Origin of the sequence: Mitsuaria sp. PDC51, from assembly GCF_900113225.1 — a bacterium.
GTDB lineage: Bacteria > Pseudomonadota > Gammaproteobacteria > Burkholderiales > Burkholderiaceae_C > Roseateles.
In genome coordinates, this window is the sequence record NZ_FOZE01000003.1 from 344,370 (window position 1) to 360,063 (window position 15,694).

General features: G+C 66.0%; 14 protein-coding genes, 1 tRNA gene and 1 pseudogene. 7 read left to right on the top strand and 9 right to left on the bottom strand.

Going from position 1 to position 15,694, the window contains the following annotated elements:
- Positions 1-186 precede the first annotated feature (186 nt).
- Entirely contained in the window at positions 187-813 is a 627-nt protein-coding gene (locus BM393_RS21995) for a LysE family translocator (RefSeq protein WP_091732924.1), read from the bottom strand.
- 141 nt (positions 814-954) lie between these two features.
- Positions 955-1,797: a hypothetical protein gene (locus BM393_RS22000; RefSeq protein ID WP_141225436.1), complete on the bottom strand. Its 843-nt coding sequence runs from the start codon at positions 1,795-1,797 to the stop codon at positions 955-957.
- A gap of 112 nt (positions 1,798-1,909) precedes the next feature.
- On the opposite strand from BM393_RS22000, the gene BM393_RS22005 reads away from it, so the two are divergent.
- Both BM393_RS22005 and BM393_RS22010 read left to right on the top strand, forming a co-directional pair.
- Positions 1,910-2,725: a hypothetical protein gene (locus BM393_RS22005; protein WP_091732929.1), complete on the top strand. Its 816-nt coding sequence runs from the start codon at positions 1,910-1,912 to the stop codon at positions 2,723-2,725.
- 10 nt (positions 2,726-2,735) lie between these two features.
- A complete protein-coding gene (locus BM393_RS22010) occupies positions 2,736-2,930 on the top strand; it encodes a hypothetical protein (RefSeq protein ID WP_091732932.1) in 195 nt (64 codons plus the stop codon).
- A 25-nt stretch (positions 2,931-2,955) separates the two neighbouring features.
- Here BM393_RS22010 and BM393_RS22015 read toward each other — a convergent pair whose 3' ends face one another.
- The 6 genes from BM393_RS22015 to BM393_RS22035 form a co-directional block, all read right to left on the bottom strand.
- Positions 2,956-3,822, bottom strand: coding sequence for a hypothetical protein (locus BM393_RS22015; protein WP_141225437.1), 867 nt, complete (start codon positions 3,820-3,822; stop codon positions 2,956-2,958).
- Positions 3,773-4,294, bottom strand: coding sequence for an AlpA family transcriptional regulator (locus BM393_RS26235; RefSeq protein WP_256382291.1), 522 nt, complete (start codon positions 4,292-4,294; stop codon positions 3,773-3,775). Before BM393_RS26235 ends, BM393_RS22015 begins: the two co-directional genes overlap by 50 nt.
- A 17-nt stretch (positions 4,295-4,311) precedes the next feature.
- Complete coding sequence (locus BM393_RS25425) at positions 4,312-4,590, bottom strand: hypothetical protein (protein ID WP_141225438.1); 279 nt, start codon at positions 4,588-4,590, stop codon at positions 4,312-4,314.
- Between the two features lie 148 nt (positions 4,591-4,738).
- Positions 4,739-4,829, bottom strand: a tRNA-Ser gene (locus BM393_RS22025).
- Positions 4,830-4,911: 82 nt separating this feature from the next.
- Positions 4,912-5,838, bottom strand: coding sequence for an SPFH domain-containing protein (locus BM393_RS22030; RefSeq protein ID WP_091732941.1), 927 nt, complete (start codon positions 5,836-5,838; stop codon positions 4,912-4,914).
- A 57-nt stretch (positions 5,839-5,895) separates the two neighbouring features.
- Positions 5,896-6,327, bottom strand: a complete 432-nt coding sequence (locus BM393_RS22035) for an NfeD family protein (RefSeq protein WP_091733833.1) — start codon at positions 6,325-6,327, stop codon at positions 5,896-5,898.
- Between the two features lie 241 nt (positions 6,328-6,568).
- Between BM393_RS22035 and BM393_RS22040 the strand changes: the two genes are divergently transcribed.
- A complete protein-coding gene (locus BM393_RS22040) occupies positions 6,569-8,845 on the top strand; it encodes an arginine/lysine/ornithine decarboxylase (protein ID WP_091732944.1) in 2,277 nt (758 codons plus the stop codon).
- A gap of 177 nt (positions 8,846-9,022) precedes the next feature.
- On the opposite strand, the gene fabI is transcribed toward BM393_RS22040, so the two are convergent.
- Complete coding sequence (gene fabI, locus BM393_RS22045; protein ID WP_091732949.1) at positions 9,023-9,805, bottom strand: enoyl-ACP reductase FabI; 783 nt, start codon at positions 9,803-9,805, stop codon at positions 9,023-9,025.
- 205 nt (positions 9,806-10,010) lie between these two features.
- Between fabI and rimP the strand changes: the two are divergent.
- The 4 genes and pseudogenes from rimP to rbfA form a co-directional block, all read left to right on the top strand.
- A pseudogene (gene rimP, locus BM393_RS22050) lies at positions 10,011-10,526 on the top strand (ribosome maturation factor RimP); the annotation flags it as partial.
- 176 nt (positions 10,527-10,702) lie between these two features.
- Positions 10,703-12,181 (top strand): transcription termination factor NusA, encoded by a 1,479-nt coding sequence (nusA, locus tag BM393_RS22055; protein WP_091732952.1) that lies wholly within the window; start codon positions 10,703-10,705, stop codon positions 12,179-12,181.
- An 80-nt stretch (positions 12,182-12,261) separates the two neighbouring features.
- The gene (gene infB / locus BM393_RS22060; protein WP_091732955.1) at positions 12,262-15,219 is read left to right on the top strand and encodes a translation initiation factor IF-2; all 2,958 of its coding nucleotides are present in this window, start codon (positions 12,262-12,264) and stop codon (positions 15,217-15,219) included.
- Positions 15,220-15,295: 76 nt separating this feature from the next.
- Positions 15,296-15,676, top strand: coding sequence for a 30S ribosome-binding factor RbfA (rbfA, locus tag BM393_RS22065; protein ID WP_091732959.1), 381 nt, complete (start codon positions 15,296-15,298; stop codon positions 15,674-15,676).
- Positions 15,677-15,694: the final 18 nt, after the last annotated feature.

Sequence of the window (15,694 nt, forward strand, 5' to 3'; positions counted from 1 at the left end):
TCCGGACTGCAACCGGACGTTTCCACGCTTGGCAAGCCCCATGCCTGCGCAGGCAAGCAATGAGCAGGAAGACGCGGGCGCCTCAATGAGGCCGGCCGCGCGGCCGGCCAGGGCGGCAACAGCGGCGTTCGACGCAGCCGGCCGGCGCGCGGGCAAGCGACGTGCCGGCGGCGGGAGGTACGACCCTCAGCGCGACACGATCAGGCGCAGGCCCAGCGCGACGAAGACCGCGCCGGCGATGCGGTCCAGCCACAGCCCCGCGCGCGGCTTGCGCTGCAGCCATTGGCCGATCGCGCCGGCGAAGTAGCCCAGCAGCCCGAACAGGAGGGCGGCCTGCAGGGTGAAGGTGACGCCGAGCAAGGCCGTCTGGGCGGCCACATGGCCCTGCGACGGCACGACGAACTGCGGCAGGAAGGAGAGGAAGAAGAGCACGACCTTGGGGTTGATCGCGTTGGCGAAGACGCCCTTGAAGAACAGGCGGGCGAGCGAGTCCTCGACCTGGGAGGCGTCGCCGACGCTGGCGCCGCCGCGGCTGCGCAGCGCCTTGATGCCCAGCCAGATCAGGTAGAGGCCGCCGCAGACCTTCAGCGCGGTGAACGCCATCGGCGAGGCGGCGATCAGCGCGCTGACGCCGATCGCCGCGAGCACGGTGTGACTCAGGCAGCCCAGCGCGCAGCCCAGGCCGAAGGCCATGCCGTGCCGGCGTCCCTTCGAGATGCCCATGCCCAGCACCATCAGGTTGTCCGGGCCGGGGGACGCCGTGATCAGCATCGCGGCCAGCAGGAAACCGAAGAGTTGTTCGAAGGTCAGCATGGGGGCGGATGATAGGCGCAGCCTTCGACTCCCCAACTTCGACGGCCCAATGAAAACGGGCCCTGATTGCTCAGGGCCCGTGTCCGTGTCTGGCGGAGAGAGTCGGCCCCGTCGCGCCCATGATGGGATGCGCCTGCGTCGCTACTTCAGCAGTCGCAGGAACTCAACCGCGAACAGGCACCACATCGCCGTCCTGATCGATCGGAGCAGCGGCGAGTAGTCAAGGCGGGGCTCCGGGAGCTGCGGTTGAGGAGGTGCAACGTCGTCGGCTTCGGTCAGCTCAGAGACTTCAACTGCGGGCACGGGGGCGGCCGCCTTCTTGGCGATCAGCTGAACGCAGGGCGCCTGAGCCGTGCCGCCATGCACGAAGAGGTCACGGGGGTAGTGCCACTCTCGTAGAGCGTCGTCCACCTCATCCGAGAAGCTGTGGAGGGCCACGCCGAGGGTGACGAGGCCCACCTCATGAGCGTTCACGCCGCGGAAGAGTTGGTCCATCTGCTCCGTTGGAATGCAGACCTGAAGCGCCCACCGCTCCTCTTCGCCCGGCACCTCTGCGTGCACGAGGATTCCGTGAAAGCTGCCAGCGCTGTAGTCCGAAGCCCTCCCCCGCGACGCCTCGGTCAAAGGTGGAGATCCATCGATGGTGACCTCGATAGCGGACGGCAAGCTGCGGAGATGGAAAACGCCGGACTCTCCGCCGGCAGCGACCGTGCGCAGGATGCGGTCGCGGACCTTCTCCTGGCTGGCCACGCCGCGCACCCGCCGCCGCGAGCGCTGAGCTGGCCGCACTGCCGGCCCGCGCGCCTGCTGATCCGCATCGGACGGCCGTGGGCCTGCGAGCAGATCGATTTCGTTCACCTCGAACAGCGTCTCGGCGGTCAGGTGCTCGACCTCGAGGTACACGGTGTTGAAGGCGCGTCGCCACTCCAAAGGTGTGGACCGATCCGCCGGAGGACGTGCCTCCGCGAACACGTCGTCGCTCACGAACCGCAGTTGCTCGTCTCGCCCAATCATCGTTGCCCTCCCCAGGGTGTGTGCTTTCCGAGATGCTAGCCCGTCGCCAGAGAGCGCCGGGATCGGACGCTACGATGAGGCCATGCCGAAGCACGGATATGACGCGGAAGACCTCGCCCGCATGGAGATGACACGGGTGCGCCTTTCACACGAGCGCGACCTGCTGGCGATGAAGCTCGTGCAGCTGGCCAGCCGGTTCCCGGACGACCGAGCTCGCCAGTATGCGAATGAGGGCGTGGGCCGCAGGTTGCGGACCATCGACAGGAGCGTCACCAACATCTTCCAGCTCTATCCGCCCGATCGAACCGGCCATCTGAGCATGGAGGAGTGCGACGACGTCGCGATCCAGTTGCAGGCCTTCGCCATCAACGTCTACGCGCTGTTCGACAACGTCGCCTGGGTGTGCGTGCTGTTGAGCAAAGTGCAACTCAATCCGATGAAGATCGGGCCGTTCAAGGCTGAGACCACGCCTCATTTACCGCCATCGCTGGCGGCCTTCCTGTCCGAAAACCGCGTGAGAACGTGGCACCAGGTCTATGGCAAGGCTTACCGCGATGCGACGGCGCACCGGCTGCCGATCTACCTCCCGTCCCGCGCGTACACGCAGGAGGAGGGTGCTCGCTGGACTGAACTCGACACCGCGCTGATGAACGCGGTGCGTCATATGGGCGAGCCTGGCACCGCTGAAGAGATAGATGCTCGGCTGGAGCGACACCACGCGCTGCAGTCCGAAAGGGACAACCTCGGGTCGAACAGCCTGCTGATGGCTCTGACCTTGAACGGGCCCGACGCCGAGAAGCCGGTGTTCCTGCACCCCCAGGTGCTCGCTGACTACGGGCTTGTACAGGAACTGGTGGTCGAGGTGATCTCCAGCGTGCCTTCGCACTTCCGGCTGTGACGAGGCGCCGATGGACGAGCGTTGGGATGCAGACGTCGAGATCGAAGGCACGCCAGGCGGAGCCTTTGTCGCCGTGCTGGTGCTGACGCCGCCGCCAGAGATCGGCCCTACGGTGAGATGGGTCGTGCCCGGCGGCGAGTGCGGCAGCCCGCTGCACGCTGAGTGCGCTGCGATGGATGCCTTCGCTGAAATGTGCCGCGGCTGACGACGCGCTCAGCCTCTCCGCCGTCTTAACGACGGAGTCGGGCCCCGAAGATGCTCGGCTCTGCCGCCCTGTCTCCAAATCGTCGATTAACGGCCAAAGCGAACTGAACAGCGAAGTCGACGGCTCCCTTCGCTTCTTCCTCCGATGCATGCATGCGGGTAATCCTCACGTAGCGTTTCCCGGACGTACTGCGGCTCACTGACGGGACGATTGCCTGGAACACAAGCAACTCGACAGGGTCGATATTCACCAGCGCCCCGACCGCCAGCAGTCGGAGTCGGTCGAGGTATGGCGCGAGGCCTCGGTATTCATCGCGCATTCCGGAGATCGACGAGGCGGCTGGCAGAAGCGTGTGAAGGGTAGCCTCCGAGCGGCCAAATGCGTCGGCCGCTTCAACCATCGCGTCCTGCCAGCGCGCCGCTTTAAGGTGGCCTTCTGCCTCCATCAACAGCTCACGCACCTCGTCGTTTTGCACGGCTGCGATAAGAGATATCTGCTCGTACTCGATGCCGACGAGGCGAGGTGCTGCTGCTTCCAAGAACTCAAGACCGAAACGGACGAGGCGCTGAGCATCTGCCCTGCTCGGTGAGGTTCCGGAATGCTTGAAGGCGACGCGCGCCTTGTTCAGGTCCTCGAGCCGCGCACGATGGGGAACCTTGCCGTTCTCGTCAGCAGCGGCCTTGCTGATTGCATCGGCCATCTGTTCCCAGGTGGCACGAGCAGGCACCTCGATACCGCGAGTCCGGACGGCGATGCGGATGAGCAGCTCCACAGCGTCCTGCATGAGTGAGACGGCAAGACCATGTCCGAAGTCATCGCCGCGCCCGAGTTGCCGGTCGGCCTCACTGGCGAGTTGGCGAACCAGTACCAATTGGGGTGCTTCCACGGTCATGAGCGGCGGCTCCTCTGGCTTGCAGTTGGGCGCGTCTCCAGGACGCGCAGCAGATGGTGGTTTGATCCGTGACCAATTGCAACGGGCGAGGCTTGGACGCCTTGTGTCGCCGCTGCGCGGGTTGGCTGGGCGCGACCAGCCAGGCCTCGATCTCTTCTCGGCGCCAGGCGTTGGCGGCGTCCGACAGCTTCTCTGGGGGAGGGAACTCGCCCGATTTGACCTTGCGCCAGAGGGTAGCCGGCGAGAACGGCAGCAGTGCCGGAATCATGTCGTTCACCCTGAGGAACGCACCGTCGGCCGCAGCGGCACCGCGCCGAGCGCTGACCTTGCTGCCACCTGAGGGCCTCGGAAACTCGAGGGGAAGCGAAAGGCCGACGCCCTTTGACCACTCGCGGAAGTCGCCGAGCCTGACCAGGCTGCGCTTCCCGTCGGCGGCCACGCTCACGCACTGGAGCGCGCCCAGGTGCTTCACCAACCTGCCGAGCGTTGTCACCCGGTCCTGGAACAGGCGCGCGGCGGAGCGCTTGCGGACGTGTCTCGACAGGGCGGCCTCGGGTGGAACGGTGAGGGGTCACGGAATGTGGCGAGGGCGACCCATTGCCAGACTTCGGCGACAGGGACCTCGCCCCATACCCGGAACGTCTCCGCGGTGGCGAAGCGGACATTCAGCACGTCCATCCCAGTCGGACCACCGTTGCGGTGCTCCAGGTTGCCGTTGGCGGGCGAGACGAAGAATCCAACGGCGAGCTGATCGAAGTCGGCGAGCATCTTCCCCGTCTCGGCGTTCGAGGCATGAGACAACGGCGGGTCGGAATCCCTGTCTCACGGAACCTCACCCAGTTGCAAACCGGTTGATGGGTTCTTTGATGGGTGGATACGAAAAACGGGCCGCGAGGGCCCGTATTTGCGTGGTTCTTGGCGGAGAGAGAGGGATTCGAACCCTCGGTAGGCGATTAACCTACACACGCTTTCCAGGCGTGCGACTTAAACCACTCATCCATCTCTCCGAAGCCCGCGATCATAGCGCAGATTTTGGGGTCCGAAGCAAAGTTGTCGGTCCCCGCGATGACAGCGAGGCGGGCAGGGCGCTCAGCGGCCCGGTTGGATCACCTTGTCGCTCTTGATCAGCGCCATCGCGGTGCCGATCAGGCCGGACACCTCGCTCATGTTGGCCGGCACGATCATCGTGTTGTTCTTCTGCGCGAGCTGCGAAAAGGCCTCGACCGCTTTCTCGGCCACCTTCAGCTGCACCGCGTCGCCGCCGCCCGGCTGCTGGATCGCCGCCGCGATCTTGCGGATCGCGTCGGCGCTGGCTTCCGCCACCGCCGTGATGGCCGCGGCCTCGCCCTGCGCCTTGTTGATCTCGGCCTGCTTCTCGCCTTCGGACCGCGCGATCGCCGCCTCGCGCTCGCCGGTGGCGATGTTGATCTGCTCCTGGCGGCGACCTTCCGACGCGGCGATCAGCGCGCGCTTCTCACGCTCCGCGGTGATCTGGGCCTGCATCGAGCGCAGGATCTCCGCCGGCGGCGTCAGGTCCTTGATCTCGTAGCGCAGCACCTTCACGCCCCAGTTCAGCGCCGCCTCATCCAGCGCCTGCACGACGGCGGCGTTGATCGCGTCGCGCTCCTCGAAGGTCCGGTCCAGCTCCATGCGGCCGATCACCGAGCGCAGCGTCGTCTGCGCCAGCTGCGTGATCGCGATGATGTAGTTGCTGGAGCCGTAGCTCGCGCGCATCGGGTCGGTGACCTGGAAGTACAGGATGCCGTCCACCGTCAGCTGGGTGTTGTCCTTGGTGATGCAGACCTGGCTGGGGACGTCCAGCGGGATCTCCTTGAGCGAATGCTTGTAGGCCAGGCGATCGATGAAGGGCACCAGGATGTTCAGGCCGGGCGTCAGCGTGCCGTGGTACTTGCCCAGGCGCTCGACCACCCAGGCGTTCTGTTGCGGGACGACCTTCACCGACTGCACGACGAAGACGATGGCGACGACCAGCACGACCAATGCGACGATTTCCATGAGCGGGACTCCTCCTCCGGAGATGTGGAACGGGAAACAGAAAGAGAAAAGGGGCGATCAGGCGGCGTCGACGAGCAGGCAGCTGCCCTCGACCGCGCGGATCACATGGCGCCCGCTGTGCGGGGCGCCGGCGCCGACGAAGCGCGCCTGCCAGGCCGCGCCGCGGTAGCGGACCTCGGCGGTGCCGTCCGCCCGCCAGAGCGCGACGTCCAGGCTCTGGCCGATGTCGAGGTTCACATTGGGGTTCTCGCCGGCAGGCGCGCGGGGATGGCGTCTCAGGCGCAGGTGCCACCAGGTCACCGCGCCGCCGCCCACACCGGCGGCCACCACCAGCTGCAGCCAGAACGGCCCGCCGACGTGGGCCATCAGCGCCGCGGCCGCCGCGCCCAAGGCCAGCATCAATAAGTAGAAGGTCGTTCCGCTGGCGAGCTCCGCCGCCACCAGTCCGCCGCAGATCACCCACCACCAGGTGGCGACACTCCAATCCATCCCATCCTCCTCGTTGTCCGGGCGATCCATGGTTCGCCCGGTCCTTGTGTGCCGGGGCAGTGTACGCCTCGGTCCTCCTGGCGCTTCACGTCCTTTCGGGGGCCTGAAGCCGGCAGTTGGCGGCCATTGACAACCTGGCCGTTCTGTTTCTGCGACAACCCGGGATCAACACTTGCGTGACACGGCTGACGCCCTACACTTCGCGCCTTTCTTGTTTGACCTGCCCCGATCCGGAGGCCTCATGACGCCGCGTTTCCGCTTTCCCATCGTCATCATCGACGAGGACTATCGCTCCGAGAACACCTCGGGTTTGGGCATCCGCGCCCTGGCGGAAGCCATTCAGAAGGAAGGCTTCGAGGTGCTGGGCGCCACCAGCTACGGTGACCTCAGCCAGTTCGCGCAGCAGCAGAGCCGCGCCAGCGCCTTCATCCTGTCGATCGACGACGAGGAGTTCTCCGGCAATGGCGACGGCGGCGAGCTCGATCCAGCGGTCCTGAACCTGCGCAAGTTCATCCAGGAGATCCGCTTCAAGAATGCGGACATCCCCATCTACGTGTATGGCGAGACGCGCACTTCGCAGCACCTGCCCAACGACGTGCTGCGCGAGCTGCACGGCTTCATCCACATGTTCGAGGACACGCCCGAGTTCGTGGCGCGTCACATCATCCGCGAGGCCAAGAGCTACCTCGACGGCCTGGCGCCGCCGTTCTTCAAGGCGCTGATGGACTACGCGCAGGACGGCTCCTACTCGTGGCACTGCCCGGGACACTCCGGCGGCGTGGCTTTCCTGAAGAGCCCGGTCGGCCAGATGTTCCACCAGTTCTTCGGCGAGAACATGCTGCGTGCTGACGTCTGCAACGCGGTCGAGGAACTCGGCCAACTGCTGGACCACACCGGCCCGGTCGCCGAGAGCGAGAAGAACGCCGCCCGCATCTTCAATGCGGACCACTGCTTCTTCGTCACCAACGGCACCTCGACCTCCAACAAGATGGTGTGGCACCACACCGTGGCGCCGGGCGACGTGGTCGTGGTGGACCGCAACTGCCACAAGTCCATCCTGCACAGCATCATCATGACCGGCGCGGTGCCGGTCTTCATGACGCCCACGCGCAACCACTACGGCATCATCGGCCCCATCCCGGAGAGCGAGTTCTCGCCCGAGACCATCCGCAAGAAGATCGCGAAGAATCCGCTGCTCAAGGGCGTGGATCCGAAGAAGGTCAAGCCGCGGATCATGACGCTGACGCAGAGCACCTATGACGGTGTGCTCTACAACACCGAGACCATCAAGTCCAAACTGGACGGCTGGATCGACACGCTGCACTTCGACGAAGCTTGGCTGCCGCACGCGGCCTTCCACAACTTCTACGGCTCGTATCACGCGATGGGCAAGCATCGCCCGCGCCCGAAGACCGCGATGGTCTACGCCACGCAGTCGACCCACAAGCTGCTGGCCGGCATCTCGCAGGCGTCGCAGGTGCTGGTGCAAGATTCGCAGAACGTGAAGCTGGACAAGCATCTGTTCAACGAGGCGTATCTGATGCACACCTCGACCAGCCCGCAGTACTCGATCATCGCCAGCTGCGACGTCGCGGCCGCGATGATGGAGCCCCCGGGCGGCACGGCGCTGGTGGAAGAATCCATCCTCGAGGCGCTGGACTTCCGCCGCGCGATGCGCAAGGTCGAGAAGGACTACGGCAAGGACTGGTGGTTCAAGGTCTGGGGGCCGGACAAGCTCGCCGCCGACGGCATCGGCAAGGCCGCGGACTGGATGCTCAAGGCCAACGAGAAGTGGCATGGCTTCGGTCCGATCGAGGCCGGCTTCAACATGCTGGATCCGATCAAGTCCACGGTGATCACGCCGGGACTGGACATGAGCGGCAAGTTCGCCAAGACTGGCATCCCGGCCAGCATCGTCACCAAGTTCCTGGCCGAGCATGGCGTGGTGGTGGAGAAGACGGGGCTCTATTCGTTCTTCATCATGTTCACCATCGGCATCACCAAGGGCCGCTGGAACACGCTGCTGACCGCGCTGCAGCAGTTCAAGGACGACTACGACCGGAACGCGCCGATCTGGCGCATCCTGCCGGACTTCGTGGCCGCCTTCCCGCGCTATGAACGCATGGGACTGCGCGACCTGTGCCAGAGCGTGCACGAGGCCTACGCGTCCGGCGACATCGCGCGCCTGACCACCGAGGTCTATCTGTCCGACCTGGAGCCGGCGATGAAGCCGTCCGACGCCTATGCGCACATCGCGCATCGCAAGACGGAACGCGTCGAGATCGACAAGCTGGAAGGCCGCGTCACCACCGCGCTGCTGACGCCGTATCCCCCCGGCATCCCGCTGCTGATCCCGGGTGAGCGCTTCAACAAGCGGATCGTGGACTATTTGAAGTTCACGAGAGACTTCAACGCGAAGTTCCCGGGCTTCGCGACCGATGTCCACGGGCTGGTCGCGGAGAAGGGCAACGACGGCGTGACTCGGTATTACGTGGATTGCGTGGTTGACGAGAAATGAAGAACGGGACCCTCGGGTCCCGTTTCTACTTTCACGTTTGGCGCGCTTGGCCGCTGGAGCATGGGGCCCTGGCGGCAAGCGCCAGAACCCCAAGCACCACCGTCCCTGATCCACCGAGGTGATCGGCGGGCGGGGACCGGGGTGTGCGTGAGGGCGCGTGAGGGTGCGTGAGAGGCGTTACTCCGTGCCGGCCATCGCGCCGTGGCTGAAGCCGCCATCGACGTAGATGATCTCGGAACTGACGCCGGCGGCCAGGTCCGACAGAAGGAAGGCGGCCGTGTTGCCGACGTCCTCGATCGTGACGTTGCGCTTGATGGCGGCGCTGTCGGCGAATTGCTTCAGCAACTTGCCGAAATCCTTGATGCCGGAAGCGGCCAGCGTCTTGATCGGGCCCGCCGAGATGCCGTTCACCCGGACCCCCTTGGCGCCCAGACCGTAGGCCAGGTAACGCACGCTGGCTTCCAGCGAGGCCTTGGCCAGGCCCATCGTGTTGTAGTTCGGCACGAAACGCTCGGCGCCCAGGTAGGACAGTGTCAGCAGCGCAGCGCCAGGACGCAGCCGGCTTTGCGCCGCCTTGGCCATGGCCGGGAAGCTGTAGGCGGAAATATCGTGCGCGATACGGAAGTTCTCGCGGGTCATGCCATCCAGGAATTCACCGGCGATCGCCTCGCGCGGGGCGAAACCGATCGAGTGGACAAAACCGTCGAATTCCGGCCAGTGCTGGCCCAGGTCCTCGAAGAGGCGCTCGATCTGGGCGTCATCGCCCACGTCGCAGTCGAACACCAGGCTGGAGCCGAATTCGGCAGCGAACTCGGTGATGCGGTCCTTGAAGCGCTCGCCCACATAGCTGAAGGCCAGTTCAGCCCCTTCGCGGTGGCAGGCCTTGGCGATGCCGTAGGCAATCGAACGGTTGGACAGCACGCCCGTGATCAGCAGTCGCTTGCCGGCGAGAAATCCCATGTCTGCTCCTGGTATTCATAGATTCGAGGGAGGCCGGGATTCTCGCACGCCATGCCGTGAACGAAGTCACCGCCTTGTCGGCATGCTGTTTGCATAGTACACTTCGAGCTTCGCTGAAAAAGTGAACGGTGGGCGGATTCATCCAGCCCATTTTTTTTGGCTGTCCCTACGTGTCCCTACAGGATAGATACCGTCGTCGATGAATTTGAGCTGGCAAGCCGTTGTTGAAAAAACCGTGACCGGTCTGGGTTACGAGGTGGTGGGCTGCGAACGCAGCGCCGGGGGCTTGCTACGCGTGTTCATCGACAAGCCGCTCGTCGGCGGCCAGGAGCCGGAACAGCCGGTGAACGTCGAGGACTGCGAGCGCGTCACGCGCCAGTTGCGCTACGTGATGGAAGTCGAGGAAATCGACTACACGCGCCTGGAAGTGTCGACCCCCGGCCTCGATCGACCGCTGAACAATGCCGGCGACTACGCCCGGTTCCTCGGTCACGAAGTGGAAATCACCCTGCGCGAGGCTTTCCAGGGCCGCAAGAAGTACCGCGGCGTGCTGGTCGCGGCAGAAGGCGTCGCCGCGGAGGAAGACCCGGCCACGCTGGCGCAGCGCACCGACTGGCGGGTGATCTTCTCCGACGGCAAGACCGAGCAGGCGCTGGACTTCGCGCTGGATGAAGTGCGCTCGGCCAAGCTGGTGCCGGAGATCAATTTCAAGGGTCGCACGCCGGGCAAGGCGGGCGGCGCGGCCGCGGGCAAGTCCGCGGCGAAGAAAAACACGGGCTTGGCGCCCCAGGGATCCGAATCTGCTGACGGCGTGGCTGCGAAGCCCAAGGCGTCGAAGAAGAAGAGCAATGCCAAGTCCCGGCAGACGGATGACAAGGTTGACGGAGGTCTCGATCAATGAACCGCGAACTGTTGATGCTGGTGGACGCCATCTCGCGCGAGAAGAGCGTGGAGCGCGATGTGGTGTTCGGCGCCGTTGAGGCGGCGCTGGCTTCGGCCACCAAGAAGTTGTATGGCGGCGAGGTCGACATCCGTGTGGCCATCGACCGCGACACCGGCGAATACGAGACCTTCCGCCGCTGGCACGTGGTGCCCAACGAGGCCGGCCTGCAGAACCCGGATTCCGAGATCCTGCTGTTCGAGGCGCAGGAGCAGATCGCCGACATCGAGGTCGACGACCACATCGAGGAAGGCGTGGAGTCGGTGCCCATCGGTCGCATCGGCGCCCAGGCCGCCAAGCAGGTCATCCTGCAGAAGATCCGCGATGCCGAGCGCGAGCAGCTGCTCAACGACTTCATGTCGCGTGGCGAGCGCATCTTCGTCGGCACCGTCAAGCGCCTGGACAAGGGCGACATCATCGCCGAGTCGGGCCGCGTCGAAGGCCGCCTCAAGCGCAATGAAATGATCCCCAAGGAGAACCTGCGCACCGGCGACCGCGTCCGCGCGGTGATCCTGGGCGTCGATCCGACGCAGCGTGGTCCGCAGATCATGCTGTCGCGCTCCTCCGGCGAGTTCATGAAGGAACTCTTCGCGCAGGAAGTGCCCGAGATCGAGCAGGGCCTGCTGGAGATCAAGAGCTGCGCCCGCGACGCCGGCAGCCGCGCCAAGATCGCCGTGGTCTCGCACGACAAGCGCGTCGACCCGATCGGCACCTGCGTCGGCGTGCGCGGCTCGCGCGTCAACGGCGTGACCAACGAACTGGCCGGCGAGCGCGTGGACATCGTGCTCTGGTCCGAAGATCCGGCGCAGTTCGTGATCGGCGCGCTGGCGCCGGCCAACGTGCAGTCCATCGTCGTCGATGAAGAGCGCCACGCGATGGACGTGGTCGTCGACGAGGAGAACCTGGCGATCGCGATCGGCCGTGGCGGCCAGAACGTGCGCCTGGCCTCGGAGCTGACCGGCTGGAAGATCAACATCATGACCGCCGAGGAATCCGCCGCCAAGCAGGCCGAGGAATCCGACGTGGTGCGCAAGCTGTTCGTCGAGAAGCTGGACGTGGACGAGGAAGTCGCCGACATCCTGATCGCCGAAGGCTTCGCCTCGCTGGAAGAAGTCGCCTACGTCCCGATGCAGGAAATGCTCGAGATCGAGGCCTTCGACGAGGAAACCGTCAACGAGCTGCGCACCCGCGCCAAGGATGCGCTGCTGACGATGGAGATCGCCCGCGAGGAGAAGGTCGAGGAGGTCTCCCAGGACCTGCGCGACCTGGAAGGCATGACCCCGGAGCTGATCGCCAAGCTGGCGGCCGGCGACATCCACACCCGTGACGACCTGGCCGACCTGGCCGTCGACGAGTTGGTCGAGATTTCGTCCCTGGACGAGGCAGCGGCACGCGCTTTGATCATGAAGGCGCGCGAGCACTGGTTCAACGCATAACGCCCGAGCAGCCACGCTCTGAAGCGACTTCAAGCGAAACCAGACCGCTCCGCACCACACAAGATTTAAGGATTTCAACAATGGCCGTGACCACCGTCGCCCAGCTGGCCGCAGAGCTGAACAGGCCTGCGAGCACCCTGCTGGAGCAGCTCCAAGCTGCGGGCGTCAAGAAGGCGTCCGCCGAGGACACCCTGAACGAAAGCGACAAGGAACGCCTGCTGGACCACCTGCGCACCGCGCATGGCACCGGCGGCGCCGAGCGCAAGAAGATCACCCTGACCCGCAAGTCGACCAGCGAGATCAAGCAGGCCGATGCCTCGGGCAAGGCGCGCACCATCCAGGTCGAGGTGCGCAAGAAGCGCGTCTTCGTCAAGCGCGAGGACGGCGTCGATGACGCCGCCGCCGCTGCCGCCGAGGAAGCCGAGCTGAAGCGCCGCGAGGAAGAAGCGCAGGCGCAGGCCGAGGCGCTGCGCCAGCAGGAAGAAGAGCTGGCGCGCAAGATGCGCGAGCGCGAGGAAGCCGAACGCGCCGCGCGTGAAGCCGAGGAAAAGCGCCGCGATGAAGAGCGCGCCGCCCGCGAAGCCGCCGAGGCCGCTGCCGCGGAAGCCGCCGCCAAGGCCGCCGCCGAGGAAGAAGCGCGCAAGGCCGCCGAGGCCGCCAAGTCCAAGGCCGAGAAGGCCGCCGACAAGGCCGCGGCGAAGACCGCCGCGCCGGCTCCGGCCCCCGTCGCTCCCGCGCCGGCCCCGGTGGCCGCCGCCGCGCCCGCCCCGGTCGAACCCGCCAAGCCCGTGCTGCGCGTGGTGAAGGCCGCCGATGTCGCCGCCGACGAGAAGGCCCGCCAGGCCGAACTCGAGCGCCGCCGCAAGGCTGCCGAGGCCGAGGCCGCCGCCATCCGCGCGATGATGAACGCGCCCAAGAAGGTGCTGGTCGCGAAGAAGGAAGAGCCCAAGCCCGAGGCCGCGCCGGCCGGCATCAAGGGCACGATCCACAAGAAGCCGGGCGGTGCCCCGGGCGCCACCGGCACGACCGCTGCCGCGGGCGCCGGTGCGAAGCCGGGCGACAAGAAGTCCGTCAAGTCCGAGAAGCTGTCCTCCAGCTGGGCCGATGACAAGAAGCGCGGCACGCCGGGCAAGCCGGGCGGCCGCGATGCGGGCGCCGGTGCGCGTCCGGGCGGCGCCGGCTGGCGCGCGCCGGGCCGCGGTCCTGCGGGTCGCCGTGGCGGTCGCGACGATCGCGGCGCGTCGATGTCCAACTTCCAGGCGCCGAACGAGCCGGTCATCCAGGAAGTCCACATCCCCGAGACCATCTCGGTCGCCGACCTGGCGCACAAGATGTCGGTGAAGGCGTCCGAGGTCATCAAGCAGCTGATGAAGCTGGGCCAGATGGTCACCATCAACCAGCAGCTGGACCAGGAAACGGCCATGATCGTGGTCGAGGAAATGGGCCACAAGGCGTTCGCCGCCAAGCTGGACGATCCGGATGCCTTCCTCGAGGAAGAGGGCGCCGCCGCCGAGGGCCAGCACGAGCTGCTGCCCCGCGCGCCGGTGGTCACCGTCATGGGTCACGTCGACCACGGCAAGACCTCGCTGCTGGACAGCATCCGCCGCGCCCGCGTGGCGGCTGGCGAAGCCGGCGGCATCACGCAGCACATCGGCGCCTATCACGTCGACACGCCGCGCGGCATGGTCACCTTCCTGGACACCCCGGGCCACGAGGCCTTCACGGCCATGCGTGCCCGCGGCGCCAAGGCGACGGACATCGTCATCCTGGTGGTGGCCGCCGATGACGGCGTGATGCCCCAGACCAAGGAAGCCATCCACCACGCGAAGGCCGCTGGCGTGCCGATCGTGGTCGCGATGAACAAGATCGACAAGCCCGATGCCAACCCGGAACGCGTCAAGAGCGAGCTGGTGGCGGAAGAGGTCGTGCCCGAGGAATTCGGCGGCGAGTCGCCGTTCGTCCCGGTGTCGGCCAAGACCGGCCAGGGCATCGACGACCTGCTGGAGCAGGTGCTGCTGCAGGCCGAAGTGCTGGAACTCAAGGCCGCGAAGGACTCGCTGGCCAAGGGCCTGGTCATCGAAGCCAAGCTGGACAAGGGCCGCGGCCCGGTCGCGACGGTGCTGGTGCAGTCCGGCACGCTCAAGCGCGGCGACGTGGTGCTGGCCGGCTCGACCTACGGCCGCGTGCGCGCCATGCTGGACGAGGACGGCAAGCCGGCGACCGAAGCCGGTCCGTCGATCCCGGTCGAGATCCAGGGCCTGACGGAAGTCCCGCAGGCGGGCGACGAGTTCATGGTGCTGAGCGACGAACGCCGCGCCCGTGAAATCGCGACCTTCCGCGCCGGCAAGTACCGCGACGTCAAGCTGGCTCGCCAGCAGGCCGCGAAGCTGGAGAACATGTTCGCCGACATGACCGCCGGCGACGTGCAGACGCTGCCGCTGATCATCAAGGCCGACGTGCAGGGTTCGCAGGAAGCGCTGGCGTCCTCGCTGCTCAAGCTGTCGACCGACGAGGTCAAGGTGCAGATCGTCCATGCGGCGGTCGGCGCGATCAGCGAGTCCGACATCAACCTGGCGATCGCCTCCAAGGCCGTCGTGATCGGCTTCAACGTGCGTGCCGATGCCGGCGCGCGCAAGGTGGCCGAGCACAACGACGTCGACCTGCGCTACTACAACATCATCTACGATGCCGTGGATGAGGTGAAGGCGGCGATGGCCGGCATGCTGGCTCCGGAGCAGCGCGAGGAGATCATCGGCACCGCCGAGATCCGCACCGTGTTCGTGGCGACCAAGATCGGCACCATTGCCGGTTCGATGATCACCAGCGGCCATGTGACGCGCAACGCGCGCTTCCGCCTGCTGCGCGACAACGTGGTGGTCTACACCGGCGAGATCGAGTCGCTCAAGCGCCTGAAGGACGACGTCAAGGAAGTCCGCGAGGGCTTCGAGTGCGGTATCAAGCTGAAGAACTACAGCGACATCAAGGAAGGCGACCAGCTGGAAGTCTTCGAAATCAAGGAAGTGGCGCGCACGCTGTAACCCAGCCTGCCGCCGCTCCACGCCCGGCGGGTCACCCCCGCCGGGCTTTGTTGTTTGAGAGAGTGAGGAAAGAGCCATGCGTCACAAGCGATCGATCCCCAACCGCGGTCTGCGCGTGGCGGACCAGATCCAGCGCGACCTGGCCGAGCTGATCCGCGAGTTGAAGGACCCGCGCATCGGCATGGTGACGATCAGCGCGGTCGAGGTCACGCCCGACTACGCGCATGCCAAGGTGTTCTATTCGCTGCTGGTCGGCGACCAGAAGGCCACCGGCGAGGCCTTGAACGAGGCGGCGGGGTTCCTCCGCAACGGCCTGTTCAAGCGCCTGCAGATCCATACCGTGCCGAGCCTGCATTTCCACTTCGACCGCACGACCGAACGCGCCGCCGAGATGAGCGCCCTGATCGCCAAGGCGAATTCCGACCGAGCCAAGGACGACGAGACCACCGAGGACTGAGCGTCCTCCGAGACTGAC